General features: G+C 70.5%; 21 protein-coding genes. 9 read left to right on the top strand and 12 right to left on the bottom strand.

The annotated features are described in order from the left end of the window. Nucleotides 1-55: 55 nt before the first annotated feature. Complete coding sequence (locus ACFY1H_RS20040) at nucleotides 56-667, top strand: DUF3455 domain-containing protein (RefSeq protein ID WP_386948233.1); 612 nt, start codon at nucleotides 56-58, stop codon at nucleotides 665-667. 63 nt (nucleotides 668-730) lie between these two features. On the opposite strand, the gene smc is transcribed toward ACFY1H_RS20040, so the two are convergent. Together smc and ACFY1H_RS20050 are read right to left on the bottom strand one after the other, a co-directional pair. Next, complete coding sequence (gene smc, locus ACFY1H_RS20045) at nucleotides 731-4,342, bottom strand: chromosome segregation protein SMC (protein WP_386948236.1); 3,612 nt, start codon at nucleotides 4,340-4,342, stop codon at nucleotides 731-733. Nucleotides 4,343-4,531: 189 nt separating this feature from the next. Next, entirely contained in the window at nucleotides 4,532-4,819 is a 288-nt protein-coding gene (locus tag ACFY1H_RS20050) for an acylphosphatase (protein ID WP_366580815.1), read from the bottom strand. A gap of 274 nt (nucleotides 4,820-5,093) precedes the next feature. Here ACFY1H_RS20050 and ACFY1H_RS20055 point away from each other — a divergent pair, with 274 nt between their 5' ends. After that, nucleotides 5,094-5,756, top strand: coding sequence for a hypothetical protein (locus ACFY1H_RS20055; RefSeq protein ID WP_386948239.1), 663 nt, complete (start codon nucleotides 5,094-5,096; stop codon nucleotides 5,754-5,756). 42 nt (nucleotides 5,757-5,798) lie between these two features. On the opposite strand, the gene ACFY1H_RS20060 is transcribed toward ACFY1H_RS20055, so the two are convergent. Genes ACFY1H_RS20060 through kdpF form a run of 6 tightly spaced genes read right to left on the bottom strand, consistent with a single transcriptional unit; the run spans nucleotide 5,799 to nucleotide 13,565 of the window. Continuing rightward, nucleotides 5,799-6,497 (bottom strand): response regulator, encoded by a 699-nt coding sequence (locus ACFY1H_RS20060; RefSeq protein WP_364065569.1) that lies wholly within the window; start codon nucleotides 6,495-6,497, stop codon nucleotides 5,799-5,801. Next, the gene (locus ACFY1H_RS20065; protein ID WP_366580811.1) at nucleotides 6,494-9,088 is read right to left on the bottom strand and encodes a sensor histidine kinase KdpD; all 2,595 of its coding nucleotides are present in this window, start codon (nucleotides 9,086-9,088) and stop codon (nucleotides 6,494-6,496) included. The genes ACFY1H_RS20060 and ACFY1H_RS20065 overlap by 4 nt, the downstream gene beginning before the upstream one ends. 4 nt (nucleotides 9,089-9,092) lie before the next feature. Beyond that, a complete protein-coding gene (locus ACFY1H_RS20070) occupies nucleotides 9,093-9,704 on the bottom strand; it encodes a potassium-transporting ATPase subunit C (RefSeq protein WP_366580810.1) in 612 nt (203 codons plus the stop codon). A 5-nt stretch (nucleotides 9,705-9,709) separates the two neighbouring features. Continuing rightward, nucleotides 9,710-11,806, bottom strand: coding sequence for a potassium-transporting ATPase subunit KdpB (gene kdpB / locus ACFY1H_RS20075; RefSeq protein ID WP_386948244.1), 2,097 nt, complete (start codon nucleotides 11,804-11,806; stop codon nucleotides 9,710-9,712). Then, nucleotides 11,803-13,464 (bottom strand): potassium-transporting ATPase subunit KdpA, encoded by a 1,662-nt coding sequence (kdpA, locus tag ACFY1H_RS20080; RefSeq protein WP_386948247.1) that lies wholly within the window; start codon nucleotides 13,462-13,464, stop codon nucleotides 11,803-11,805. Before kdpA ends, kdpB begins: the two co-directional genes overlap by 4 nt. After that, nucleotides 13,464-13,565, bottom strand: a complete 102-nt coding sequence (gene kdpF / locus ACFY1H_RS20085; RefSeq protein ID WP_326569282.1) for a K(+)-transporting ATPase subunit F — start codon at nucleotides 13,563-13,565, stop codon at nucleotides 13,464-13,466. The genes kdpA and kdpF overlap by 1 nt, the downstream gene beginning before the upstream one ends. A gap of 431 nt (nucleotides 13,566-13,996) precedes the next feature. On the opposite strand from kdpF, the gene asnB reads away from it, so the two are divergent. Then, nucleotides 13,997-15,835, top strand: coding sequence for an asparagine synthase (glutamine-hydrolyzing) (gene asnB / locus ACFY1H_RS20090; RefSeq protein ID WP_386948252.1), 1,839 nt, complete (start codon nucleotides 13,997-13,999; stop codon nucleotides 15,833-15,835). Nucleotides 15,836-15,987: 152 nt separating this feature from the next. On the opposite strand, the gene ACFY1H_RS20095 is transcribed toward asnB, so the two are convergent. Next, complete coding sequence (locus tag ACFY1H_RS20095; RefSeq protein WP_366580802.1) at nucleotides 15,988-16,965, bottom strand: aldo/keto reductase; 978 nt, start codon at nucleotides 16,963-16,965, stop codon at nucleotides 15,988-15,990. 175 nt (nucleotides 16,966-17,140) lie between these two features. Here ACFY1H_RS20095 and ACFY1H_RS20100 point away from each other — a divergent pair, with 175 nt between their 5' ends. After that, nucleotides 17,141-17,644 carry a GNAT family N-acetyltransferase gene (locus tag ACFY1H_RS20100; RefSeq protein WP_366580800.1) on the top strand — a complete coding sequence of 168 codons (504 nt, stop codon included), beginning with the start codon at nucleotides 17,141-17,143 and terminating at the stop codon, nucleotides 17,642-17,644. A 97-nt stretch (nucleotides 17,645-17,741) separates the two neighbouring features. Here ACFY1H_RS20100 and ACFY1H_RS20105 read toward each other — a convergent pair whose 3' ends face one another. The 3 genes from ACFY1H_RS20105 to ACFY1H_RS20115 are packed head-to-tail and all read right to left on the bottom strand — an operon-like array spanning nucleotide 17,742 to nucleotide 21,255. Next, nucleotides 17,742-18,743, bottom strand: a complete 1,002-nt coding sequence (locus ACFY1H_RS20105; protein WP_366580798.1) for a Gfo/Idh/MocA family oxidoreductase — start codon at nucleotides 18,741-18,743, stop codon at nucleotides 17,742-17,744. A 33-nt stretch (nucleotides 18,744-18,776) separates the two neighbouring features. Further along, a complete protein-coding gene (locus ACFY1H_RS20110) occupies nucleotides 18,777-20,261 on the bottom strand; it encodes a CoA-acylating methylmalonate-semialdehyde dehydrogenase (protein WP_386948256.1) in 1,485 nt (494 codons plus the stop codon). Between the two features lie 10 nt (nucleotides 20,262-20,271). Beyond that, nucleotides 20,272-21,255: a LacI family DNA-binding transcriptional regulator gene (locus ACFY1H_RS20115; protein WP_386948259.1), complete on the bottom strand. Its 984-nt coding sequence runs from the start codon at nucleotides 21,253-21,255 to the stop codon at nucleotides 20,272-20,274. Nucleotides 21,256-21,419: 164 nt separating this feature from the next. Here ACFY1H_RS20115 and ACFY1H_RS20120 point away from each other — a divergent pair, with 164 nt between their 5' ends. The 5 genes from ACFY1H_RS20120 to iolC are packed head-to-tail and all read left to right on the top strand — an operon-like array spanning nucleotide 21,420 to nucleotide 26,109. Continuing rightward, on the top strand, nucleotides 21,420-22,304 hold the full coding sequence (locus ACFY1H_RS20120; RefSeq protein ID WP_386948262.1) for a sugar phosphate isomerase/epimerase family protein: 885 nt from the start codon (nucleotides 21,420-21,422) through the stop codon (nucleotides 22,302-22,304). A 37-nt stretch (nucleotides 22,305-22,341) separates the two neighbouring features. Further along, a complete protein-coding gene (locus ACFY1H_RS20125) occupies nucleotides 22,342-23,373 on the top strand; it encodes a substrate-binding domain-containing protein (RefSeq protein ID WP_386948265.1) in 1,032 nt (343 codons plus the stop codon). Beyond that, nucleotides 23,370-24,404, top strand: a complete 1,035-nt coding sequence (locus ACFY1H_RS20130) for an ABC transporter permease (RefSeq protein WP_366580790.1) — start codon at nucleotides 23,370-23,372, stop codon at nucleotides 24,402-24,404. The genes ACFY1H_RS20125 and ACFY1H_RS20130 overlap by 4 nt, the downstream gene beginning before the upstream one ends. After that, a complete protein-coding gene (locus ACFY1H_RS20135; RefSeq protein WP_386948269.1) occupies nucleotides 24,401-25,183 on the top strand; it encodes an ATP-binding cassette domain-containing protein in 783 nt (260 codons plus the stop codon). Before ACFY1H_RS20130 ends, ACFY1H_RS20135 begins: the two co-directional genes overlap by 4 nt. Continuing rightward, on the top strand, nucleotides 25,180-26,109 hold the full coding sequence (gene iolC / locus ACFY1H_RS20140; RefSeq protein WP_366580787.1) for a 5-dehydro-2-deoxygluconokinase: 930 nt from the start codon (nucleotides 25,180-25,182) through the stop codon (nucleotides 26,107-26,109). Before ACFY1H_RS20135 ends, iolC begins: the two co-directional genes overlap by 4 nt. The last annotated feature ends 3 nt before the right edge of the window (nucleotides 26,110-26,112 follow it).

Here is a 26,112-nt window from a genome sequence, read left to right on the forward strand (position 1 = left end):
CGTGCATCTGACGAGCGCCCGCCACCGGACGGCGGGCCCGGATCAGGCGGGGACGATGAAGCGGATTTCTCTGGCACTGGCGGCAGGTTCGATGATCCTCCTGGGCGGTGCGACGGCGTGTTCGTCAGCCTCCGGGGCCGCGGCGGCCGATCCGGGCGCGCCGGCGAAGGCGGCGGCCGGCGCCCAGGCCGGAACGCAGGCGCAGGACCAGGCCGGGACCCAGGACGGCACCCCCGAGGTGATCGCAGCCCCCGCGCAGGTGCAGGTGCCGCCGGGCAACAAGCGCGTGGCCACCTTCCACGGCGAGGGCGTGCAGATCTACGGCTGCACCGACGGCGCGTGGACCCTGATCCAGCCCGCGGCCATCATGTCCGACAACGGCAAGGCCGTGGCCCTGCACAGCAAGGGACCGGTGTGGACGTCCACTGTGGACGGCAGCACGGTCGCCGCCACCGCCGTGCCCGGCAAGGCGGTGCAGCACACCGACGCGATCCCGGAGATCCTGCTCAAGTCCGACCAGGACACCGGCAAGGGCGTGTTCGGCACCGTCACCTACGTGCAACGGCTGGCCACCAAGGGCGGCCTCGCCCCGAAGGGCGCGTGCACCACGGGTCAGCAGACCTCCACGCCGTACTCGGCCGAGTACGCCTTCTGGACCGCGAACTGAAAGCAACAACGGAAAAGGGGCTCCCCCGGTCACCCGGGAAAGCCCCTTTTCGCACGTCCGGAGTCAGCCCGCGGGCACCGGCTCCTCGTCTTCGGCACGCAGGCGCTGCGAGATCACCTTCGTGATGCCATCACCCTGCATGCTCACGCCGTAGAGCGCGTCGGCGATCTCCATGGTCGGCTTCTGGTGGGTGATGATGATCAGCTGCGACGAGTCGCGCAGCTGCTCCAGCAACCCGATCAGCCGGCGCATGTTGGTGTCGTCGAGCGCCGCCTCGACCTCGTCCATCACGTAGAAGGGTGAAGGGCGGGCGCGGAAGATGGCCACGAGCATGCCCACGGCCACCAGCGACTTCTCGCCACCCGAGAGCAGCGACAGCCGCTTCACCTTCTTGCCCGGCGGGCGCGCCTCGACGTCGACGCCGGTGGCGAGCAGGTCGTTGGGCTCGGTGAGGACCATGCGGCCCTCGCCGCCGGGGAACAGCACGCTGAACACGGTTTCGAACTCGCGCGCCACGTCGGCGTAGGCCGAGGCGAAGACCTCGAGGATCTTCTCGTCGACCTGCCGGATCACGGCTTCGAGGTCCTTGCGCGTGTCCTTGAGGTCCTCGAGCTGGGTCGAGAGGAACTTGTAGCGCTCCTCCAGCGCCGCGAACTCCTCCAGCGCCAGCGGGTTGACCTTGCCCAGCAGCGTCAGGTCCTTCTCCGCGCGCTTGGCGCGGCGGGCTTGCGTGTCGCGGTCGTACGGCATAGGCGGCGGCATGGTCACGTCCTCGCCGCGTTCCTTCGCCGCCTCGTACTCGGCCATCTCGCCGGCGCTCGGCGGCACCGGCACGTCGGGGCCGTACTCCTGGACGAGGTCGGTGAGGCCGATGCCGAAGTCCTCGGCGATCTTGGCCTCGAGCGTCTCCAGCCGCAGCCGCTGCTCGGCCCGCAGCACCTCGTCGCGGTGCACGGCGTCGGTCAGCTTCTCGAGCTCGCCGGACAGCTCGCGGACCTTGGCACGCACCGCGGTGAGCGCGGTCTCGCGGGTCTGGCGCTGCGCCTGGGCTTCGTCGCGTTCGGCGGCCGCGCGCTGCACGGAGTGCTCGATGCGTTCCAGCGCGAGCTCACCGGCGTTGACCACGGCGTTGGCGATCGCGGCGCCCCGCTCGCGTGCCTCGCGGGCCTTGGCCGCGCGTTCCCGCGCCTCTTGCTCGGCACGGGCCGCGCGGCGCAGCGACTCGGCGCGCCCGGCGATGCTGCGCGCCCGCTCCTCGGAGGTGCGCTGCGCCAGCCGCGCCTCCATCTCCTCCTGGCGGACCACGGTCAGCTGTTCCACGGCCTCGTCGCGCTCGGCCGTGTCGGGGTCGTCCTCCACCGGCTGCTCGGCGACGGCGGCGAGCCGCTCCTCCAGCTCGGCCAGCTGCGCGAGCGCCTGCTCGCGGCTCTGCTCGACCTTCGCGCGCTGCCCGGCGAGCCGCTCGACCTCGGCCTGCGCCGAGCGCGCGGCCTGCTGCATCCGGTTCAGCCGCTCCGACGAACGCGCCTTGCGGACCTTCGCGTCGCCGAGGGCGTCCTTGGCCTGGCCGACCTCTTCGCGCCGGGCCTGCTGCTCGGCGCGGGCGCCTTCCAGCTCGGCGGTGTGCCGTTCCAGCGCGCGCTCGGCCGTGCGCAGCCGCTCGCCCGCCTCGTCGACGGCCGCCTGGACCTCGATCACGCTCTCGCGTGCAGCTGAGCCACCGGCGACCCAGCGGGCGCCGAAGACGTCGCCCTCGCGCGTCACCGCCCGCACGTCCGGGTGGCTCGCCACCAGCTGACGCGCGGCGTCGAGGCCGTCGACGAGAGCCAGCTTGTCCAGCGCCTGCTCCACGGCCGGGCGCAGCTGCTCGGGTGCGGTCACGACCTCACGGGCCCAGCGGGCGCCGTACGGCAGCATCGGCCACGACGATGTGTCCACAGTGGACGCAGTGAAGCCGGAGCCGCCGAGCACGATGCCGGCGCGGCCGGAATCGGTGTCCTTCAAGTACTTCAGCGCGGTCAGCGCCTGCTCGCCGCCGGCCACGGCCACGGCGTCGGCCACCGGCCCGAGCGCGGCGGCCAGCGCCACCTCGTGGCCCGGCTCCACCGTGAGCAGCGCGGCGACCGAACCCAGCAGGCCCGGCAGCTCGTGCGACGCGCCCAGCAGCGCGCCGGCGCCGTCCTTGCGCTTGAGGCCCATCGACAGCGCCTCGACGCGCGCCCGCTCCGACGCGATTTCGCGTTCGGCGGAGCGCTCGGCCTTCACCAGCTCTTCGACGCGCGCCTTGGCGGCGTTGTTGGCCTCGACCGCGCGGTCGTGGCGCTGCATCAGGTCGGCGTCGTCGGACTCCTCGACCCCACCCTCGGCCTTGGCCTCTTCGAGCTCGTCGGCCGCGATCTCCGCCCGCTCGGCGGACTCCTGCAGAGACACCGACAGGCGGTCGATCTCGTCGGCGGTGGCGCCGTTCTTGCTGCGCAACGCCTCGACCTGGCCAGTCAGCTTCGCCATGCCCTCGCGGCGGTCGGCGATGGCGCGCACCGCGGCCCAGTGGGCGCGTTCGGCGGCCTGCACGCGCTGTTCGAGGTCCTCGCGCCGCAGCACGGTCTCGGCGAGCAGCTCGCGGGCCTCCATCACGGCCTCGTTGAGCTCCTGCTCGCGCTCGGCAACCTGCTCGGCCTCGGCCAGCAGCTCCTCCGGGTCACGTCCGCCCGTCGGGGCCGAGACGTCGGAGGACAGGTGGCGCTGGCGCTCCACGGCCAGGCGCACGGTGCCGCGCAGGCGCTCGGCCAGCGCGGAGAGCTTGTACCAGGTCTCCTGCGCGGTCTGCAGCTTCGGCGCGTCCTCGGCGAGCGAGGCCTCCAGCTCCGTCTCCTCGGCGGCCACGACCTCCAGGGCCTGCTCCACCTCGGTGCGGCGCTGGCGGGCGGTGCGCTCGTCGGCCTCTTCGCGGGCGATGGCGTCGCGCTGGGTCACGAGGTCGTCGGCCAGCAGGCGCAGGCGGGAGTCGCGCAGCTCGGACTGCACCGACTGGGCCTTGCGCGCGATCTCGGCCTGCTTGCCCAACGGCTTGAGCTGGCGGCGCAGCTCGGTGGTGAGGTCGCCGAGGCGGTCGAGGTTGCCCTGCATGTTGGCGAGCTTGCGCAGGGTCTGTTCCTTGCGCTTGCGGTGCTTGAGGACGCCCGCGGCCTCCTCGATGAAGGCGCGGCGCTCTTCGGGCTTCGACTCGAGGATCGCCGACAGCTGCCCCTGCCCGACGATGACGTGCATCTCGCGGCCGATACCGGAGTCCGACAGCAGTTCCTGCACGTCCATCAGGCGGCAGCGGTCACCGTTGATCTCGTACTCGCTCGCGCCGTCGCGGAACATACGGCGCGTGATGGAGACCTCGGTGTACTCGATCGGCAGCGCGCCGTCGGCGTTGTCGATGGTGAGCGTGACCTCGGCGCGGCCCAGCGGGGCGCGGCCCGCGGTGCCGGCGAAGATGACGTCTTCCATCTTGCCGCCGCGCAGGTCCTTGGCGCCCTGGGTGCCCATGACCCAGCGCAGCGCGTCGAGAACGTTGGACTTGCCCGAACCGTTGGGCCCGACCACGCACGTGATCCCGGGTTCGAACCGCAGCGTGGTGGCCGAGGCGAAGGACTTGAAACCCTTCAGCGTCAAGCTTTTCAGGTGCACGTGGTGCTGACCCTTCCGGCCGCGAGTACTGGCTCTACAGTCCGCCAAGGCTACCTGGGCACCCGCCGTGATCGCGGGAGGCCGCCTTCTCCCGGCGCGCCTAGCACAGAATGCAGCGCACCGGCAACCCCTTGTGTCCCACCCGTCACAGCGGTCACCCGGGCGGCGCAATGCCCCCGGCGCTGCCGGTCAGCGCTCGACGAACCCTGTCAGACCGCCCTTCGCCGGGCTCCAGCGCTCGACGACGTGATCCACACTTCCGGGTGATTCTCCCGACTTCAGGGTGGCCAACAACCGCTCACAGTGGTCTCGACCACCCTCCGCTACCACCTCGACACGCCCGTCGGGCAAGTTGCGCGCAAAGCCGACCAGGCCGAGTTCCAGCGCACGGCTCCGGGTCCACCAGCGGAAACCGACCCCCTGCACTCGCCCGTGGACCCACGCCGAAAGCCGGATGTGTGTTTCTTCCTCACTCACGCGTCCATCCTGCCCCACGCCACCCGCTGCGGACAGTGACGGGGCAGGCCCCGTACCTGCGCGAATGGGTCACAGGCGGTGATAACCTCCCGGCCGGGGTCCGCGTCCGGCACCCCGATCCCCCGAACCACTCCGGGGTGCCGGACCGAACCGCGCCACGACTTCCGACGTCGGGATGTGGTGCCCGAAAGCCAGGGCACCGGCGACGCCGAGGGACGGCGTCGTCCTGACTGCCCCGACCTGTACAGCGATGAACCGCATGTAAGGAGCCTGCATGTCCCGTCCCGACGGGCCGGATCCGAGCTCACGCATCTCCGTCGCACCACCGAAGGCCGCGAGCGGCCTGATGAACCGGGCCGGCTACGCCATCCTCGGCGTCAGCGGGCTCGTGGTCGCCACGGCCTTCGCCGCGGTCGCCGAACTGGCCGGCCCGGGCAGCACCACCGCCACGTCCACCACCGTCCCCGGCGGCGGCCAGGGCACCCTGCCGGGCAGCTCGCAGGTCGTGCCGGGCAACGCCGTGCCGGGCGCCCCGATGACCGTGTCCGGCGAGCCGACCCCGGGCGACCCGACCTCGGTCCCCTCGACCCCGACGACCGTGGTCTCCACGGGCTCCGACGGCGTGCCGACCACCACCGTGGTCATCCCGCCGCCGAACAACCCGCCAGGTCAGCCTGGCAACCCGGGGCAGCACCCCACCGGCGGCAACACAGTGAGCCCGACGACGACGCCGCGCAGCGACCCGCCGCCGTCGACGCCGACGAAGCCCAGCGACCCGCCGTCTTCGTCCGAGAACCCGCCCTCGTCTTCGGACAACCCGCCGCCGAGCAGCAGCGGTGGCGGCGGTTCGAGCAGCAGCGGTGAGCCACCGAGCTCGCCGCCGGTCTCGTCCTCCACGGACGTTCGCACGACCGACCCGACCGGTCCCACCAGCTGACAACACGACGATGGCCGCCCCGCGGGGCGGCCATCGTCGTGTTCAGACCTCGAAGCGGTACCCCATCCCGGGTTCCGTCAGCAGGTGCCGCGGGCGGGAGGGCTCCGGCTCCAGCTTGCGCCGCAGCTGTGCCAGGTACACGCGCAGGTAGTGCGACTCCGTCTCGTACGACGGTCCCCACACCTCGTGCAGCAGCTGCTTCTGCGCCACCAGCCGGCCGCGGTTGCGCACCAGCAGCTCCAGCACGCCCCACTCGGTCTTGGTCAGGTGCACCTCGCGCCCGTCGCGGCGGACCTTCTTCGCCGCCAGGTCGATCGTGAAGGAACCGGTGTCCACCACGGCTTCCGCGCCGTCGGAGCCGGCCACAGTGGAGCGTCGCACGGCGGCCCGCAGCCGGGCGAGCAGCTCGTCCATGCCGAACGGTTTGGTCACGTAGTCGTCGGCGCCCGCGTCGAGCGCCTGGACCTTGTCGGCGGAGTCGCCGCGCGCGGAGAGCACGATGATCGGCACCGTGGTCCAGCCGCGCAGGCCGGCGATCACCTCGGTGCCGTCGAGGTCGGGCAGCCCGAGGTCGAGCACCACCACGTCGGGTTTCGTCTCGGCCACGGCCTTGAGCGCCGCGGTGCCGTCGTGCGCCGTGATCACCTTGTACCCGCGGGCGTTGAGGTTGATCCGCAGCGCGCGCACGATCTGCGGTTCGTCGTCGACCACCAGCACGGTGGCCGCCTTGTCGGGACTCACGTGCCCACTCCCTCCACCGCCTCGTCGGCGACTGAGCCGGCGGCCTCGTCGATCTTGAGGAGGTCCTTGTCCGGATTCTGCCCGGTGTAGGCCGGCAACGAGATCACCACGGTGAGACCGCCGCCCGGCGTGTCCTCGGCCCGGATGCTGCCGCCCATGGCCTCGATGAAGCCCTTCGCGACCGACAGCCCCAACCCCACGCCGGGGGTCGAGTCGCGGTCGCCGCCGAGCCGCTGGAACGGCGCGAACGCCGAGTCCGCCGTGCCTTTCCGCAGACCGCGGCCGTGGTCCACGATCCGCAGCTCCACGTACTCGGAGTGCGCGCTCGCCCGCGCCGACACCACGCCGCCGCCGTGGCGCAGGGCGTTGTCGAGGACGTTGGCGATCACCCGTTCGAGCAAGCCGGGGTCGGCCAGCACCGAAGGCAGGCTCATGTCCACGCCCACCTTCACGTCGCGCGAATTGTCCACGTTGGACAGTGCGTGGGCCACCACCTCGTCGTAGCCCACCGGCCGCAGGTGCGGCGTGACCGCGCCGGTGGCCAGGCGGGAGGAATCGAGCAGGTTGTCGATGAGCCCGGCGAGCCGGTCGGCCGAGAGCTCGATGGCCTCCAGCAGCTCGCCCGTGTCCTCCTCGGACAGGGACAGGTCGGGCGCGCGCAGGCTGCCGATCGCCGCCTTGATGGACGTCAACGGCGTGCGCAGGTCGTGGCCGACGGCCGAGAGCAGCGTGGTGCGCAGCTCCGTCGCCTCGGCCTTGCGCTCGGCCTCCGCCGCGGCCGCGGCCATCCGCTGCTGGCGCAGGGCGAGCAGCGCCTGCCCCGCCACGGCTTCCAGCACCCGCCGGTTGGCCGCGGGCAGCGCCCGGCCGCGCAGCGTCAGGTGGACGTCGGCGGTCACCGCGATGTCCACATCGGCCTCGTCCGGGTCGGCGCACGGGAACTGCCCGGCGATCGCGACCTTGTGCCACGCGCCGTTCTTCTTCTCCAGCAACGTCACCGACGTCAGGCCGAAGTTCTCCCGCACCTTCTCCAGCAGCCGCTCGATCGGGTTCGGGTTCGTCAGCACCGTTCGTGCGTACGACGCCAGCAGCGCCGCTTCCGTGCGCGCCCGCGCGGCCTGGCTGCCGCGCCGGGCCGCCGAGGCGACGACGAGGGCCACCAGCACGGCGACCACGATCATCGCCACGAGCGTGACCACGTTCTGCGGACTGTGCACGTTGAGCGTGTAAAGCGGTGGCGTGAAGAAGAAGTTGAGCAGGCCCGCGCCGAACACGGCCGCGACCACCGCCGGGCCGAGGCCGCCGACGAGCGCGACGATCACCGTCGCGAGCACGTAGAGGATCACATCGGTGGAGAACTCGACAGTGTCGCGCAGCAGCACGCCCAGCCCGGTCGCGAGGATCGGCAGCGCCAGGCTCAGCAGCCAGCCCAGCACGAGCCGCGACGGCGCCAGCGGGCTCGCGCCGAGCCGCGCCCGCAGCCGGCCGCCGGCGTAGGAGTGCGTGACCATGTGCACGTCGATCGAGCCGGACTGCTGCACCACGGCCGCACCGATGCCCTCGTCGAACAGCCGCGCCACCCGCGACCGGCGCGACGTGCCGATCACGAGCTGCGTGGCGTTGACCCCGCGTGCGAAGTCCAGCAACGCGGTGGGCACGTCGTCGCCGACGACCGCGTGGAACGTGGCCCCGACCTCCTCGGCCAGCGTGCGGCTGCGCGCCATGGCCGTGGGGCTGAGGCCGGACAGACCGTCGCCGCGCAGGATGTGCACCACCTGCAGCTCCGCGCCCGCGCGCGTGGCGATGCGGCTCGCGCGCCGGATGAGCGTCTCGCTCTCGGGTCCGCCGGTGATGGACACGACGACGCGTTCGCGCGCCTCCCACGTGTCGGTGATCTTCTGCTCGGCGCGGTAGCGCTGCAGAGCGACGTCGACCTGGTCGGCGACCCACAGCAGCGCCAGCTCGCGCAGCGCGGTGAGGTTGCCGGGGCGGAAGTAGTTGCCCAATGCGGCGTCGATGCGCTCGGCCGGGTAGACGTTGCCGTGCGCGAGCCGGCGCCGCAGGGCCTCCGGCGTGATGTCCACGAGCTCCAGCTGCTCGGCCTTGCGCACGACCTCGTCGGGCACGGTCTCCTGCTGCGTGACGCCGGTGATGCGCTCGACGACGTCGTTGAGGCTCTGCAGGTGCTGCACGTTGACCGTGGACAGCACGTCGATCCCCGACTCGAGCAGTTCCTCGACGTCCTGCCAGCGCTTGTCGTTGCGCGCGCCGGGCACGTTGGTGTGCGCCAGCTCGTCGATGACGACGACCTCGGGCGCGCGCTTCAGGATCGCTTCGAGGTCCATCTCGGCGAACTCGTGCCCGCGGTGGCTGACCGTGCGCCGCGGCACGATCTCGAGGCCGTCGAGCAGGTCGGCGGTCTTCTGCCGACCGTGGGTCTCCACGAGGCCCACCACGACGTCGGTGCCGCGTTCCAGCCGGCGGCGCGCCTCGCCCAGCATCGCGAAGGTCTTGCCCACGCCCGGAGCCGCGCCGAGGTAGATCCGCAGTTCTCCTCGGCGCGGCTTCGGGGTCGTACTCGGTGTGCTCACGTTGTCAGTGTGCTCCCGGCGCGGCGGAATGCACGGCCAAGTTGAGCAGCAGCACGTTCACGCCCGGCACACCGATGCCGGCACCGGAGGTGTTCGCCTCGACCAGCTGGCGCACCTTGTCCTCGCTCAGCCCCGTGTTCATCGCGACGCGCGGGATCTGCAGATCGGCGTAGGCGACGCTGATCGACGGGTCCAGGCCGGAACCGGAAGCGGTCACGGCGTCGGCCGGCACCTGGGCCGGGGCGACGTTCTCCCGCTTCGCGATGGCGTCCTTGCGTTCGGTGATGGTCTTCACGAGGTCCTCGTTGAACGGGCCCTTGTTCGACGCGCCCGAGGCGGACGGGTCGCCGGGGCCGAGCGCGTCCTTCGAGCCGGCCGACGGCCGGTTGTGGAACCAGGGGTCGTGCGCGGGGTCGGCCGGCACCGGGTCGATGCCGATGAGGGACGACCCGACGGCCTGCCCGTTCTGCGTGACGACCGATCCCTCGGCGTTGCCCTGCAGACCGGGGATCCGGCCGATCGTCCAGACGGCCAGCGGATAGACGATGCCGAGGATGATCGTCAGTGCGATCAGAACGCGCAGACCCGCCCAGGTCTGCTTGACCAGTGTGTTCATCTGATTCACCCGATTCCAGGGATGTGCCGCACGATCAGGTCGATGATCCAGATCCCGAGGAACGGGCTCACGATGCCGCCGAGGCCGTAGATGAGCAGGTTCCGGCGCAGCAGCGCGGAAGCCGACGAGGGCTTGTAGCGCACGCCGCGCAGGGCGAGCGGGATCAGGAACACGATGATCAGCGCGTTGAAGATGACGGCCGAGAGGATGGCCGACTGCGGGGTCGCCAGGTGCATGATGTTCAGCGCGCCCAGCTGGGCGAAGATGCTCGTGAACATCGCGGGCAGGATGGCGAAGTACTTCGCGAGGTCGTTGGCGACGCTGAACGTGGTGAGCGCACCGCGCGTGATGAGCAGCTGCTTGCCGATCTCCACGATCTCGATGAGCTTGGTCGGGTTCGAGTCGAGGTCGACCATGTTGCCGGCCTCTTTCGCGGCCGACGTGCCCGTGTTCATCGCGACACCGACGTCCGACTGCGCCAGCGCGGGAGCGTCGTTCGTGCCGTCACCCGTCATCGCGACGAGCCGCCCGCCCTCCTGCTCCTTCTTGATGAGCGCCATCTTGTCCTCGGGCTTGGCCTCGGCGAGGTAGTCGTCGACGCCCGCGTCCTCGGCGATGGCCTTGGCGGTGAGCGGGTTGTCACCCGTGATCATCACCGTCTTGATGCCCATCGAACGCAGTTCCTGGAAGCGCTCCTTCATGCCCGGCTTGACCACGTCGGACAGCCGGATCACGCCGCGCACGAACGCCCGCCCGCCGGCCGACTCCGCGAGCACCAGCGGCGTGCCGCCCTGCTGGCTGATCTCGTCGACGATCCGCTCGGTCTCGTCCGGCATCTCGCCGCCGCGCTCGCGCACCCACTGGCGCACGGCCGAGGTGGCGCCCTTGCGGACCTCGCGGTCGCCGAGGTCGACGCCGCTCATCCGCGTCTGCGCCGTGAAGGGCACGAACTCGGCGAGCTTCTCGTCGTCGCCGGCCTTCTCGGGCAGGCCGTGGTTCGCCGCGATCAGCTCGATGATGCTGCGGCCCTCGGGCGTGCCGTCGGCGAGGCTGGACAGCCGGGCCGCGCGGGCCAGGTCGTCCATGGCGGATCCGCCGACGGGGATCAGCTCGGTCGCCTTGCGGTTGCCGAAGGTGATCGTGCCCGTCTTGTCGAGCAGCAGCGTCGAGACGTCGCCCGCGGCTTCCACCGCGCGACCGGAGGTAGCCAGCACATTGCGCTGCACCAGCCGGTCCATGCCCGCGATGCCGATGGCGCTCAGCAGCGCGCCGATCGTGGTCGGGATGAGACAGACCAGCAGGGCGGTCAGCACGATCACCGACTGCTCGGCGCCCGAGTACCCGGCCATCGGCTGCAGCGCCACCACGGCGAGCACGAAGATGATCGTGAGTGTGGAGAGCAGGATCGTCAGCGCGATCTCGTTGGGCGTCTTCTGCCGGGAAGCGCCTTCCACCAACGCGATCATGCGGTCCACGAAGGACTCACCGGGCTTGGTCGTGATCTTCACGACGATCCGGTCGGACAGCACCGTGGTGCCACCCGTCACGGCCGAGCGGTCGCCGCCCGACTCGCGGATGACCGGGGCCGACTCGCCCGTGATGGCCGACTCGTCGACGGTCGCGATGCCTTCGACGACGTCACCGTCACCGGGGATGATCTGGCCGGCCTCGACGACCACCAGGTCGCCGACCCGCAGATCGACACCGGGCACGCTCTCCTCGGAACCGTCCTCGGTGAGCCGGCGCGCGATCGTTTCCTTCTTGGACTTGCGCAGCGATTCGGCCTGCGCCTTGCCGCGCCCTTCGGCGACGGCCTCGGCCAGGTTCGCGAACAGCACCGTGAGCCACAGCCAGATCGCGACCAGGATCGCGAACACGCTCGGGTCGACGATCGCGAACACCGTGGTGAGGACCGAACCGACCCAAACCACGAACATCACGGGGTTCTTCAGCTGGTGCTTCGGGTTGAGCTTGCGCAGCGCCTCGGGCATCGAGAGCCAGAGCTGACGCGCGTTGAACGCGCCGGCCCCGACCCGGCCCGCGTTCTCCGCGTGGTGCTGCTGGTCCTCGAGGGGACTTCGAGGGGTTTCGGTGACGGTCATGCCAACGCCTCCGCGATGGGCCCGAGCGCGAGCGCCGGGACGAAAGTGAGAGCCGCGACGAGCACGATGGTGCCGGTGAGCATCGTGCCGAACAGCGGTCCGGTGGTGGGCAAGGTGCCCGCGGTCTCGGGGACCTTCTTCTGCTGGGCGAGCGAACCGGCCAGGCAGAGCACGGCGATGATCGGGATGAACCGGCCGAGCAGCATCGCGACGCCGAACGACGACTGGAACCAGTCGCTCGTGGCGGTCAGGCCGCCGAACGCGCTGCCGTTGTTGTTGGCGGTCGACGCGTACCCGTAGAGGATCTCCGACAGGCCATGCGCCCCCGGGTTGCCGAGCGCGCTCTGCGTGGACGGCAGGGCCAGCGAGATCCCGGCGCCGACGAGCACCAGGGTCGGCATCGCGAGCATCGAGATCGCGGCGGCCGTGACCTCACGCTTGCCGAGCTTCTTGCCCAGGTACTCCGGCGTGCGCCCGACCATCAGGCCCGCGAGGAACATCGCGATCACGGCCATCACGAGGATGCCGTAGAGGCCCGTGCCGACGCCGCCCGGCGAGATCTCGCCGAAGAGCATGTTCAGCAACGTGCCGCCACCGCCGAGACCCGAGAGGCTGTCGTGGGCGCCGTTGATCGCGCCGGTGGACGTACCCGTTGTCGTATCGGCGAAGATCGACGTGAGACTCAGCCCGAAGCGTTGTTCCTTGCCCTCCATGTTGGCGCCCGCGGCCAGCGCGGCGGGGCTGTTGGTGAGGGACTCGGAGCTCCAGATCAGGGCCAGCATCGCACCCCAGATCGCGCCCATGACCGACAGCAGGACGTAGCCCTGCTTCTTGTTGCCGACGAGCTTGCCGAAGGTGCGGGTGAGGCTGACCGGGATCACGAGGATCAGGAACATCTCGATCAGGTTGGTCCACGCGTTCGGGTTCTCGAACGGGTGCGCGGAGTTCGCGTTGAGGATCCCGCCGCCGTTGGTGCCGAGCTCCTTGATCGTCTCCTGGCTCGCGGCGGGCGCCAGCGCGATGGTGCTCTGGCTGCCGTCGGGGTTCGTCACCGCGACGCCGGAGTGCAGGCTCTGCACCACGCCGAGCCCGATGAGCACGATGGCGAAGACGAACGCCATCGGCAGCAGCACGCGGATCGAGCCGCGGACCAGGTCCACCCAGAAGTTGCCGAGACGGTTGGTCTTCGAGCGGATGAACCCGCGCGTCACCGCGATCGCGACGGCGAGGCCGACGGCCGCCGACACGAAGTTCTGCACGGTGAGGCCGGCCATCTGGACGAAGTGGCCCATCGTCGTCTCGGGGACGTAGGACTGCCAGTTCGTGTTCGCCACGAAGCTCGCCGCCGTGTTGAACGCGACCGAGGGCGACACGGGGCCGCGGCCGAAGTTCCACGGCAGCACCGCCTGCAGGCGTTGCAGCAGGTACAGCAGGATGACCGACGCGAACGAGAACCCGAGCACCCCGGACGCGTACGTCTTCCAGTGCTGTTCGGAGTCCGGGTTCACGCGGACGACCTTGTAGAAGACCTTTTCGACCCGCCAGTGCTTCTCGCTCGAGAAGACCCGGGCCATGTAGTCGCCGAGCGGCTTGTAGACCACCGCGAGGGCGACCAGCAGTAGACCGACCTGCACGAGGCCGGCGCCGACATCACTCATCAGAACTTCTCCGGCCTCACCAGTGCGATGAACAGGTAGATGATCAGACCCAGCGCCAGCAGTCCGCCGACGATGTTGGCCACGGTGCCGGCGCCGCTCACAGCTTCTCCATCCCGCGCAGCGTCAGGGCTAGGACCACAAACACGCCGATCGTCAGCAAGACGTACAACAAGTCGGCCACAAGGCACCTCTCAAGACAGGTCACCCGGGGCGGGTGACCGTTGGACGACCGCAACTGTGCGGTCGTAGCGCTCCGTGATGGAGACGGTCTGACGCCTCCTTGACGCGGCCTCCTGGGCCATTTACGCGTTCTTGACGCCGGGTGACCCCCACCACCGCCGTTCGCCTGGTACCTCGTGGCGTTCGGTCGATCTTGACCGGTGACGCCAAGTAGTTGGTGAGTGACTCACACCACAATAAGTAGTGGATCTACGACGGAGCGTGCAATTCGGGCAGACATGCCCCACCCGGCTGTGTTACACCAGTGTTTCGAATAGTTGTATTACCTAAGCAAAATCACGGAGGCACGCGGATGTGCGGAATCGCCGGCTGGGTTTCCTACGACTCTGACCTGTCGCAACGGCAGGAGATCGTCGACGCGATGACGGAGACGATGGCGTGCCGCGGCCCGGACGACCGTGGCACGTGGGTGCGCCGCAACGTCGCGCTCGGGCACCGCAGGCTCGCGATCATCGACCTGCCGGGCGGCCGCCAGCCCATGAGCGTGCGCACGCCCAACGGCGAGATCTCCATGGTCTACAGCGGCGAGGCCTACAACTTCACCGAACTTCGTGAAGAACTCACGAAGCTCGGGCACACGTGGGAGACCGACAGCGACACCGAGGTCGTGCTCCACGGGTACCTGCAGTGGGGCGACCAGGTCGTCGACCACCTGAACGGCATGTACGCGTTCGCGATCTGGGACGAGCGCGACCGGAAGCTCGTGATGATCCGCGACCGCATGGGGATCAAGCCGTTCTACTACTACCCGACTCGCGATGGCGTGCTGTTCGGCTCGGAGCCCAAGGCGATCCTGGCCAACCCGCTGGCGAAGCGCGTGGTCGACAGCGACGGGCTGCGCGAGCTGATGGCGTTCACCAAGCGCCCCGGCTGGTCGCTGTGGAAGGGCATGGCCGAGGTCGAGCCGGGCACCGTCGTCACGGTGTCGAAGGACGGCATCCGCACCCGCACCTACTGGAAGCTCGACGCGAAGCAGCACACCGACGACCAGGAGACCACCGTCGCGCGCGTGCGCGAGCTGATGACCGACATCGTCAACCGCCAGCTCGTGGCCGACGTGCCGCGCTGCGTGCTGCTCTCGGGCGGGCTCGACTCCAGCGCCGTCACGGGTCTCGCGGCCGCGCGCCTGGCCGAGCAGGGTGAGCAGCTGCGCACGTTCTCGGTCGACTTCACGGGCCAGGAGGAGAACTTCAAGCCCGACGAGATGCGCGACACCCCGGACTCGCCGTTCATCCGCGACGTCGCGAAGCTCGTCGGCTCGGCGCACCAGGACGTGGTGCTCAACCCGGGGGAGCTGTCCGACCCGGAGGTGCGCCGCACCGTGCTGCGGGCGCGCGACATCCCGGCCGGCCTCGGCGACATGGACACGTCGCTGTACCTGCTGTTCAAGGCGATCCGCGGCGAGTCAACGGTGGCCCTGTCGGGCGAGTCGGCCGACGAGGTGTTCGGCGGCTACCGCTGGTTCCACGACGAGTCGGTGCACGCCGACACGTTCCCGTGGCTGGCGTTCCGCTCGGGCCTGATGACGGAGCGCGAAGCGTTGCTGCGCCCCGACGTCGCCACGCACCTGAGCCTCGGCGACTACGTGGCCGACCAGTACCGCACCGCCGTGGACAAGGTCGAGCACCTCGACGGCGAGTCGGAGCAGGAGGCGCGCATGCGCACCATCTGCAACCTCCACCTCAGCCGCTTCGTGCGCATGCTGCTCGACCGCAAGGACCGCGCGTCGATGGCCGTGGGCCTGGAGGTGCGCGTGCCGTTCTGCGACCACCGGCTCGTGGAGTACGTCTACAACACGCCGTGGTCGCTCAAGACCTTCGACGGCCGCGAGAAGAGCCTCCTGCGCCACGCGACCAAGCACGTCCTGCCGGACTCGGTGCGCGACCGCGTGAAGAGCCCGTATCCGTCCACCCAGGACCCCGGCTACCCCGCCGCGCTGCAGCAGCAGGTGAAGGAAGTCCTGGCGGAGCACGACAACCCGGTGTTCCAGCTCGTGAGCCGCGAGTGGCTCACGAAGGTGTCCGAAGTGGACCCGGTGTCGATCGAGCAGACGCAGCGGGTCGGGATGGACCGGGCGCTGGACCTGTACCACTGGTTCGACATGTACTCGCCGGAACTGCAGCTGGACTGAGGCGTCGTCGATGCCGGCTGCCGTCACCCGCTTCTTGCGCAACAGCGGCGCGCCGGGGTCGACGATCGCCCGCTCGTTCTTCCGGGCCCAGGCCGCCGCGGATCAACGGCATCGGCGTCAGTCATCTGACGCCGGTGCCGTTCGGCCAGAACTCAGAAGCCCGCCGGAACGTGCGGCACGTAGTGCTCCTCCAGCCGCGCCATCTCCTTCTCCGTCAGTCCCAGCTCCACGGCCGCCACGGCGTCCGCGACGTGCCCGGGCTTCGTCGCACCGAAGATCGGCGCCGTGACAGCCGGCTTGTGCAGCATCCAAGCCAACGCGACCTGCGCGCGGGAAACCCCGCGATCGGCAGCGATCTCGGCCACCGCGGAAGAAACCCGGCGGTCGGCTTCCTCCGCCTGCGAGTAGAGCTTCTCCGCAAACCGGTCGTTTTCGCTGCGCTTGGTCGATTCGTCCCAATCGCGCGTCAGCCGCCCGCGGGCCAGCGGGCTCCACGGCAGCACGCCGACGCCCTGGTCGAAGCAGAACGGGTGCATCTCGCGCTCTTCCTCGCGCTGGATGAGGTTGTACTGGTCCTGCATGGAGACGAAGCGGGTCCAGCCGCCGAGGTCGGCGACGTACTGGGCCTGCGCGAACTGCCACGCCCACATCGACGAGGCGCCGAGGTAGCGGACCTTGCCGGCGCGCACGAGGTCGTGCAGGGCCTCCATGGTTTCCTCGATCGGGGTGTTCTCGTCGTAGCGGTGGATCTGGTACAGGTCCACGTAATCCGTGCCGAGGCGGCGCAGGCTGGCGTCGATCTGGGTCATGATGGCGCCGCGCGAGAGGCCGGCGCCGTTGGGGCCGGGGCCCATGCGGTTGAAGACCTTGGTGGCGATCACGATCTCGTCGCGCCGGGTGAACTCGCCGAGGAGCTTGCCGGTGATCTCTTCGCTGGAGCCGTCGGAATAGGTGTTGGCGGTGTCGAACGTGGTGATGCCCGCTTCCACCGCCTCACGGAAGAACGGGCGCGAATCGTCGAGACCGAGGGACCACTCGTGGCGGCCGCGATCCGGCACGCCGTAGCTCATGCAGCCGAGGATCACCCTTGAGACCTGCAGGCCGGTCGAGCCCAGCCGGACGTATTCCATCGAAGGCCGCTCCTGTTCTCATCCAAGACATCGAACGCCGACCACCCTAGCGACGCCCCGCGACGCCGTGGAGTCTTTCCACACTGGACAGTCGTCACGTTGCTCGTTGACGGCAACGTTGGTAAGCCGTATTACCAGGTCGCGCGCCCAAGATCCTCGTGCCAAGCTTTCCGGCGTGACCGGAGCCTCCGAATCCGAGATCGTGCTGACCCCCCTCGACGAGCCGGCCCTGCACCGGCTGCTCGAGGCCGCGGTCGCCGACGCCGACCCCCTCGAGGTGATGCCTCCGGTGGAGGGCCCGCCGGGCTGGACGCCCGAGCGGCGCGAGGCGTTTCTCGCGTTCCACCGGCGCCGCTGCCTCGACCCGGACACCGCGATCGAAACCACGTGGCTCGTCGAGGTCGACGGCCGCGCGGCCGGTGCGGCGCGCCTGCAGCCCGTGCACGGGCCCACGGCCGTCGAGGTCGAGGCCGGCGTGTGGCTGGGCCGCTCGGTGCGCGGGCTCGGCATCGGCAAGCGCGTGACGGAAGTGCTGCTCGAAGCCGCGCGCGACGGCGGCGCGGCGAGGTTCATCGCCTCGACCACCGTGGACAACGCCGCCGCCCGCCGCCTGCTCACCGGCGCCGGCGCAGACCTCGACGTGCACGGCGCCGACGTGGACGCCCGCCTCGACCTCTGACCGGCCGACCCGGCAAGACGAGCCGTGGCCCGCCTCCCGGATGCGACGGACTTGCCGCGGACTGACCCGTCCAGAGCGGTCCTGCGGCAAGCGTGACCTACCGCCGAACCTCGCTCACCTGCACCGGACGCCCTTCCCGCCGCGACAGTTCGCAAGCCTCCGCGATGTAGAACGCCTCCAGCGCGTCCCCCACGCCCGCGGGGCTGGGCGCCCGGCCGGCGGCGACGTCCAGGAAGGCCGCGAGCTCGGCGGCGTAAGCCGGGCGGAAGCGTTCCATGAAGCCGGGGTAGGCGGGGCCCGGCAGAGGGGCCACGCCGGGCTCCACGGAGTGCAGTGGTGCGCGGTCGTCGAGGCCCACCACGACGCCGGAGCGCGAGCCGAGGGCTTCGAGGCGCACGTCGTAGCCCGCGCCGTTGTAGCGGGTCAGCGAAACGGTGGCGAGGGTGCCGTCGTCGAGGGTCAGGAGGACCGCGGCGGTGTCGACGTCGCCGGCGTCGACGAAGAACTGCTCGCCGCGGTTGGCGCCCAGTGCGAAGACCTGGACGACCTCGCGGCCGGTGACCCAGCGGACGATGTCGAAGTCGTGCACGCCGCAGTCGCGGAAGAGACCACCGGAGTGGGGGACGTAGGCAGCGGGCGGGGGTTCCGGGTCCAGGGTGGTGGCGCGGACGGTGTGGAGCCAGCCGAGCGAGCCATCCAGCACAGCAGCGCGCGCGGCCCGGTAGCCGGCGTCGAAGCGGCGTTGGAAGCCGATCTGGACGGGCACCGGCGAGCCCGCGATGTGGTCGATGACCGCCAGGGTCCCGGTGATGTCGGCGGCCACCGGCTTTTCGCAGAACACCGGCAGGCCCGCGTCGACGGCCTTCATGATCAGGCCGGGGTGGGCGTCGGTGGCCGCGGTGACGACGAGGGCGTCCAAACCGGAAGAGAACAGCTCGGAGATCCCGGAAGCGGCCTCGACGCCGAGTTTCGCTGCCGCGGCCTGGGCTCGTGCGGTGTCGACGTCGGCGACGACCACCGAGGAGACCTCGTCGAAGCCCTTGAGCGTTTCGGCGTGGGCGGTGCCGATCCGGCCGGTGCCCGCCAGTCCCAACCTCATCGTGGAAGCCTCCTGCTCGTGGTCGAGAACGAATCAGTGCGTGGGAAAACCGAGGTCGACGCCGTGGGGCTGCCGCGGCCAGCGTGAGGTCACGGCTTTCGTGCGGGTGTAGAAGCGCACGCCCTCGGCGCCGTGCACGTGCGTGTCGCCGAAGAGCGAGTCCTTCCAGCCGCCGAAGGAGTAGTAGGCCATCGGCACGGGGATGGGCACGTTGATGCCGACCATCCCGACGGTCACCCGGCGCTCGAACTCGCGCGCGGCCAGCCCGTCGGTGGTGAAGACGGCGGTACCGTTGCCGTACGGGTTGGCGTTGACCAGCTCAAGCGCCGCCTCGAACGTCTCCGCGCGCACCACCGACAGCACCGGGCCGAAGATCTCGTCGGTGTACACGGTCATGTCCGGCGTCACGTGGTCGAGCAGCGTCGGGCCGACCCAGAAGCCGTCTTCCCGCGCCGCGAGACCACGGCCGTCGACGACCACCGAAGCGCCCGCCTGTTCACCGGCGTCCACATAGGACACGATCCGGTCCCGCGCGGCAGCGGTGACGACCGGCCCCATCTGCGACGAAGCGTCGACCCCAGGTCCCGTGACAAGAGAACGGGTCCGGGAAGCGATGGCCGAGACCAGCTCATCGGCCGTGTCCCCCACGGCGACGACCACCGAGATCGCCATGCACCGCTCCCCCGCGCTGCCGTACCCGGCGGACACAGCGGCGTCGGCGGCACCGTCGACGTCGGCATCCGGCAGCACGACCATGTGGTTCTTCGCGCCACCCAGCGCCTGCACGCGTTTGCCCGCCGCCGTCGCGGTCTCGTACACGTGCCGCGCGATCGGCGTCGAGCCCACGAAGGACACGCCGGCGACGTCCGGATGCGTCAGCAGCGAGTTCACCGCCTCGGCGTCACCCTGCACCACGTTGAGCACACCCGGCGGCAACCCGGCCTCGGCGAACAGCTCCGCGAGCCGCACCGACGCCGACGGATCGCGATCCGAAGGCTTGAGCACGAACGTGTTCCCGCACGCGATCGCCACCGGGAACATCCACATCGGCACCATCACCGGGAAGTTGAACGGCGTGATCCCGGCGACCACGCCCAGCGGCTGACGCAGTGAATACGCGTCGATCCCGCGCGAGACCTGCTCGGAGTGCTCACCCTTGAGGACCTGCGCGATGCCGCACGCGAACTCCACGACCTCCAGCCCGCGCTGCACCTCACCCGCGGCGTCGGAGAGCACTTTGCCGTGCTCGGCGGTGATCAGCGCGGCCAGCTCGTCGCGATGGGCGTCCACCAACTGGCGGAACGCGAACATGATCTTCGTGCGCTGCGCCAGCGAGCTGTCGGCCCAGTCTCGCGAAGCCTTCAGCGCCGACGCCACCGCAGTGTCCACATCGGATGAATCGGCGAGCACGACCTGCCGCGCCACCTCGCCGGTGGCCGGCTGGAAGACTTCGCCACGACGGGTCGAGACGCCGGCCGTGCGGGCGCCGTCGATCCAGTGCCGGACGAGTTCGGTCACGAGAGAGCTCCTAGCGAACGGCGGTGGTCGAGCGGACCACCAGCGAGGGGTGCAACAGGTGCCGGACCGGCGTCGTGCGCTCGCCGCGCACGCGCTCCAGCAGCGCTTCGAACGCCAGCCGGCCCATCTCGGTGCGCGGCTGGTCCACAGTGGTCAGTGAGACGTGCCGCAGCGAAGCCAGCGACGTGTTGTCGTAGCCGACCACGGACACGTCACCGGGAACGCGAAACCCGTTGTCCTCCAGCGCGGAGATCGCGCCCACGGCGTTGAAGTCGTTACCGGCCACCAACGCGGTCGGCACCTCGGCCCGGTCGTACGTGCTCAGCAGCTCCAGCACCGCCTTCTCGCCCGCGGTGTCCGTGTGCTCGCTGCGCACCACGATCGGCTCCAGCCCGTGCGCCGTCATCGTCCGCCGGAACCCCCGGCGACGTGCTGCGGCACCGGCCGCTCCCCCGCCGTCGAGGTGCGCGATCCGGCGATGCCCCAGGCCCACGAGGTGCTCGACGGCCAGCGCCGACCCCGCCTCACCGTCGTCGTTCACCGTGTCCACGCCGGCCGCCCGCGAAGTCCGCGACACGAGCACCACCGGGCATTGCCGCGCCGCCGCCTCGATCGCCGACGCGGGCACGACCGGCGACAGCAGGATCAGCCCCGCCGGCCGGAAGGACAGCAGGCTGCGCAACGCGGCACTCTCCCGCGAGGGCACGCGGCCACCGGTGTTGAGGATGAGATCGAACCCGGCCGCCTGCGCCGCCGCGTCGAGACCCTCGACCACGTCGGCGAAAAACGCGTTGCGCAGGTCGTTCACCATCACGCCGAGCACGGTCGACGTGCGGCTCGCGAGCGAGCGGGCCATCACGTGCGGCGAGTAGCCCAGCTCGTCGGCCGCCTTCAGCACGGCTTCGCGGCGCAGCGCCGAAACATTGGGCGCGCCCCGCATCACGAGGGACACGAGCGCCCGGGAAACCCCCGCCCGCGCGGCGACATCCTCCATGGTGGGCTTCACGATTCGCTTGCCTCTCCGCCGGAACCGGCCGGAAACCGGCCCTTGACTCGGGTGTGGCCGACGCTACAAGCTTAGAGCGCTCTAATCAATAGAGCGCTCCAACGCGCACCGAACGGGCCAACGCCAAGGGTCACCGCACGGAGAGGGTTCCCATGACCGCCACCATCCGCATCGCCGCCGCACCGATCTCCTGGGGGGTGTGCGAAGTGCCGGGCTGGGGCCGGGTCCTCGACGCGCCGACCGTGCTCGGGGAGATGGCGGAGCTCGGCATCACCGCCACCGAGCTCGGCCCGCCCGGGTACCTCCCGCGCGACCCGGCCGAGCTGAAGAAGCTCCTCGGCGGTCACGGTCTCAACCTCATCGGCGGATTCCTCGCGGTGGTGCTGCACGAGAACCCGGAGGCCGCCCTCGCCGAAGCCGAGGACTCCGCCGCGCTCTTCGCCGCGTGCGGAGCCGAGGTGCTCGTGCTCGCCGCCGCGACCGGCCTCGACGGCTACGACGAACGGCCCGCCCTCACCGACTCCGAGTGGGCCACCCTGATCACCACCGCCGGCCGCATCCGCGACGTCGCGGCCGGCCACGGCCTCAAGACCGTCCTGCACCCCCACGTCGGCACCCACGCCGAGACGCAGGCCGAGGTCGAACGGTTCCTCGCCGACTCCGACCTGCCGCTGTGCCTCGACACCGGGCACCTGCTGATCGGCGGCACCGATCCCGTCGAGCTGGCGCGGCGGTACCCGGACCGGATCGGGCACCTGCACCTCAAGGACGTGCGCGGTGAGCTGGCCGAAGCCGTCCGCAAGGGCACCGTCGGGTACACCGAGGCCGTGGGCAAAGGTCTGTACGTCCCGCTGGGTGAGGGTGACGTGGACATCGAAGCCATGGTTCGCTTCGTGCACGAAGCAGGCTACGACGGCTGGTACGTGCTGGAGCAGGACACGGCGCTCGACGAGCGCAGCCCCGTGGACCTGCCGAAGCGGGACGTGGCGGCGAGCCTGGCCTGCCTCGGGGCGATCGTCGGCCGCCTGGCCGGCTGAGTAGACAACGAGGAAGACGAAGCGAGGAGAGACGACGATGTCCCATCGCTTGAGGCGCACGGTTTCGAGGCACACGGTGCCGAAACCGCGCTCGAGGGCCGCCCGGGTAGTGGCGGGGCTGCTGGCCACCGGCCTGCTGCTCTCGGCGTGCACCGGGCCCGCGGCCGAGCCGAAGGCCACGGCCCCCGCCGCGGCGCCGGTGGAGTCCGGACCGCTCAAGGTCGCCGTGATCACCCACGGCACCGCGGGCGACGCGTTCTGGAACGTGGTCAAGAACGGCGCCGAGCAGGCGGGCAAGGACCTGGGTGTCCAGGTCGAATACGCGTCCGACGGTGACCCGGGTGCGCAGGCCAAGCTGATCGACAACGCCGTCGCCCAGCAGATCGGGGGCCTGGTCGTCTCGATGGCCAACCCCGAGGCCCTGCAGCCCTCGATCGAGGCGGCGGTGCGCGCCGGGATCCCGGTGATCACCATCAACTCCGGCGAGGACAAGAGCGCGGCGTACGGCGCACTCACCCACGTCGGCCAGAACGAGTCCATCGCGGGCCAGGAAGCCGGGAAGAAGTTCAAGGACCTCGGCAAGAAGAAGCTGCTCTGCGTGATCCACGAGGCCGGCAACGTCGGCCAGGCGCAACGCTGCGACGGCGCGAAGAGCGGCTTCGGCGGCGACGTGCTGACGCTGCAGGTGGACATCTCCAACCCCACCGACGCCGAGTCGCGCATCCGCGGTGCCGTGCAGACCGACCCGTCGATCGACGCGGTGCTGACCCTGAACTCGCAGGTCGCCGCCCGCGCCGTGAGCGCGATCAAGTCGGTGGGCTCGCAGGCGCAGGTCGGCACGTTCGACCTGAACTCCGACGTGGTGGCCGCCATCAAGTCGGGTGACGTGCTCTTCGCCGTCGACCAGCAGCAGTACGAGCAGGGTTACCTCCCGGTCATGTTCCTCAAGCTCTACCGCGACAACGCGAACATCGTCGGCGGCGGCAAGCCGGTGCTCACCGGCCCCGACCTGGTCGACAAATCCACTGTGGACAAGGTCGGCCAGTACGTGCAAAGGGGCACCCGATGACCACCACCACGCTCGACGAACGGCTCGTGAAGCCGACGCTCATGGACCGGCTGGTGGTCCGGCCGGAGATCGGCGCCCTGCTCGGCGCCGCTGTCGTCTTCCTCTTCTTCTCCCTCGTCACCGAAAAGTTCTTCAGCGCCAGCGGCGCCGCGACCTGGCTCGACGACGCGGCGACGCTCGGCATCATGGCCGTGGCCGTCTCCCTGCTCATGATCGGCGGCGAGTTCGACCTCTCGGCCGGTGTGATGACGGCGTCGACCTCGCTGGTCACCGCCATCCTCGCGACCGAGGTGGGCTGGAACGTGTGGCTCGCCCTCCTGGCCTCGCTGGTGTTCGCGCTCGTCGTGGGCGCGTTCAACGGCTGGCTCGTGATGAAAACGGGCCTGCCGAGCTTCATCGTCACGCTCGGCACGTTCCTCGCGTTGCAGGGCCTCAACCTCGGCGTGACGCGGCTGGTCACCGGCACCGTGCAGGTCTCGGGCATGCGCTCGACCGACGGTTACGCGTCGGCCGGATTCGTGTTCGCCTCGACGGTGAACATCGGGGGCACGCCGTTCCAGATCTCCATCGTGTGGTGGATCGGCGTCACGGCGGTCGCCGCGTGGCTGCTGTCGCGCACGCGGTTCGGCAACTGGATCTTCGCCGTCGGCGGCTCGGCGGCCAGCTCGCGCGCGGTCGGCGTGCCGGTGGTGCGCACGAAGATCCTGCTGTTCATGGGCACGGCGCTGGCCGCGTGGCTCGTCGGCTCGATCAACATCCTGCGGTTCGCGAGCGTGCAGGCCAACCAGGGCATCGGGCTGGAGTTCCAGTACATCATCGCCGCGGTGATCGGCGGCTGCCTGCTCACCGGTGGCTACGGCTCGGCCGTGGGCGCCGCGATCGGCGCCCTCATCTTCGGCATGGCGCGCCAGGGCATCGTGTTCGCCGGCTGGGACAGCGACTGGTTCATGCTGTTCCTCGGGATCATGCTGCTGGCCGCGGTCCTGGTCAACAACGCCTTCCGGCGACGCGCGGAAAGGGTCCGGCGATGAACGCTCCCCTGATCGAGGTCAAGGACGTCGGCAAGATGTACGGCAGCGTCGTGGCGCTCCGGGATGTGTCCACTGTGGTCAACGCCGGTGAGGTCACCTGCGTGCTCGGCGACAACGGCGCCGGCAAGTCCACGCTGATCAAGATCCTCGCCGGCGTGCACCAGCACGACCGCGGCGAGTTCCTGGTCGAGGGCGAGCCCGTGCGGTTCACCTCTCCCCGCGAGGCGCTGGACCGCGGCATCGCCACGGTGTACCAGGACCTCGCCGTGGTGCCGCTGATGAGCGTGTGGCGCAACTTCTTCCTCGGCTCCGAGCCGACGGTAGGCGTCGGGCCGTTCCGCATGCTCGACCGGAAGAAGGGCCGCGAGACCACCAAGAAGGCGCTCGCGGACATGGGCATCGACCTGCGCGACGTCGAGCAGCCCGTGGGCACACTCTCCGGCGGTGAACGCCAGTGCGTGGCCATCGCGCGGGCCGTGCACTTCGGCGCGAAGGTGCTGATCCTCGACGAGCCCACCGCGGCGCTCGGCGTGAAGCAGGCCGGCGTGGTGCTCAAGTATGTGGCACAGGCGCGCGACCGCGGCCTCGGCGTCGTGCTGATCACCCACAACCCGCACCACGCCTACCCGGTGGCCGACCGGTTCCTGCTGCTCAAGCGAGGTGCCGCGCTCGGGTCGTACGAGAAGTCCGAGATCGACATCGCCGAGCTCACGCGGCAGATGGCGGGTGGTGCCGAGCTGGAGGCCCTGGAGCACGAGCTGCGCGCGGTGGAGACGTGAGTCTCGAAGCGCTGACCATCGGCCGGGTCGGGGTGGACCTCTACCCCGAGCAGAGCGGCGTGCCGCTGGCCGAGGTCGCCACGTTCGCCAAGTCGCTCGGCGGCACCGCGACCAACGTCGCGGTCGCCGCCGCGCGGCTCGGCCGCCGCACCGCCGTGCTCACGAAGGTGGGGCCCGACGGGTTCGGCGACTACGTGCGCCAGGCGCTCACGGGCTTCGGTGTCTCACCCGAGCACGTGGGCACGTCGCCGGAGCTGCAGACGCCGGTCGTGTTCTGCGAGCTGAACCCGCCGGCCGACCCGCCGCTGCTGTTCTACCGCTCCCCCATCGCGCCCGACCTCACGCTGACCGACGCCGACGTGCCGTGGGACGTCGTGCGCGAGGTGCCGCTGCTGTGGGTCACGGGCACGGGCGTGTCCACGGAGCCGGCGCGCACGACGCAGCGCAAGATCCTCGAAGCCCGCGGGCGGCGCCGGCACACCGTCGTCGACCTCGACTACCGGCCGATGTTCTGGCCGGACGTCGAGACCGCGCGCGAGGAGATCGGCTGGATGCTCGACCACGTGACGGTCGCCGTCGGCAACCGCGCGGAGGTCGAGGTGGCCGTGGGCACGGCGGACCCGGAAGAGGCCGCCGACCGGATGCTGGGGCGCGGCGTGCGCCTCGCGGTGATCAAGAAGGGTGCGGAAGGCGTGCTCGTCGCGACCCCGGAAGGCCGCGCGACGGTGAAGCCGCAGCGCGTCGAGGTGGTGTGCGGCCTCGGCGCGGGCGACGGCTTCGGCGGCGCCCTCGTGCACGGGCTGCTGTCGGGCTGGGAGCCGGTGCGCCTCGCGGAGTACGCGAACGCGGCCGGCGCGCTGGTCGCGGCGCGGCTCGCGTGCGCCGACGCGATGCCGACCGCCGCGGAGATCGAGGAGCTGTTGTGACAC

The organism is Amycolatopsis sp. NPDC001319 (assembly GCF_042896185.1).
Lineage (GTDB): Bacteria > Actinomycetota > Actinomycetes > Mycobacteriales > Pseudonocardiaceae > Amycolatopsis.

What these genes read in the sequence shown, in the direction of transcription:
- ACFY1H_RS20040 (WP_386948233.1), top strand. Translation starts at nt 56, where the DNA reads ATGAAGCGGATTTCTCTGGCACTGGCGGCAGGTTCGATGATCCTCCTG.
- ACFY1H_RS20055 (WP_386948239.1), top strand. Translation starts at nt 5,094, where the DNA reads ATGTCCCGTCCCGACGGGCCGGATCCGAGCTCACGCATCTCCGTCGCA.
- ACFY1H_RS20070 (WP_366580810.1), bottom strand. Translation starts at nt 9,704, where the DNA reads ATGAACACACTGGTCAAGCAGACCTGGGCGGGTCTGCGCGTTCTGATC.
- kdpB (WP_386948244.1), bottom strand. Translation starts at nt 11,806, where the DNA reads ATGACCGTCACCGAAACCCCTCGAAGTCCCCTCGAGGACCAGCAGCAC.
- kdpA (WP_386948247.1), bottom strand. Translation starts at nt 13,464, where the DNA reads ATGAGTGATGTCGGCGCCGGCCTCGTGCAGGTCGGTCTACTGCTGGTC.
- asnB (WP_386948252.1), top strand. Translation starts at nt 13,997, where the DNA reads ATGTGCGGAATCGCCGGCTGGGTTTCCTACGACTCTGACCTGTCGCAA.
- ACFY1H_RS20095 (WP_366580802.1), bottom strand. Translation starts at nt 16,965, where the DNA reads ATGGAATACGTCCGGCTGGGCTCGACCGGCCTGCAGGTCTCAAGGGTG.
- ACFY1H_RS20105 (WP_366580798.1), bottom strand. Translation starts at nt 18,743, where the DNA reads ATGAGGTTGGGACTGGCGGGCACCGGCCGGATCGGCACCGCCCACGCC.
- ACFY1H_RS20115 (WP_386948259.1), bottom strand. Translation starts at nt 21,255, where the DNA reads ATGGAGGATGTCGCCGCGCGGGCGGGGGTTTCCCGGGCGCTCGTGTCC.
- ACFY1H_RS20120 (WP_386948262.1), top strand. Translation starts at nt 21,420, where the DNA reads ATGACCGCCACCATCCGCATCGCCGCCGCACCGATCTCCTGGGGGGTG.
- ACFY1H_RS20125 (WP_386948265.1), top strand. Translation starts at nt 22,342, where the DNA reads ATGTCCCATCGCTTGAGGCGCACGGTTTCGAGGCACACGGTGCCGAAA.
- ACFY1H_RS20130 (WP_366580790.1), top strand. Translation starts at nt 23,370, where the DNA reads ATGACCACCACCACGCTCGACGAACGGCTCGTGAAGCCGACGCTCATG.
- ACFY1H_RS20135 (WP_386948269.1), top strand. Translation starts at nt 24,401, where the DNA reads ATGAACGCTCCCCTGATCGAGGTCAAGGACGTCGGCAAGATGTACGGC.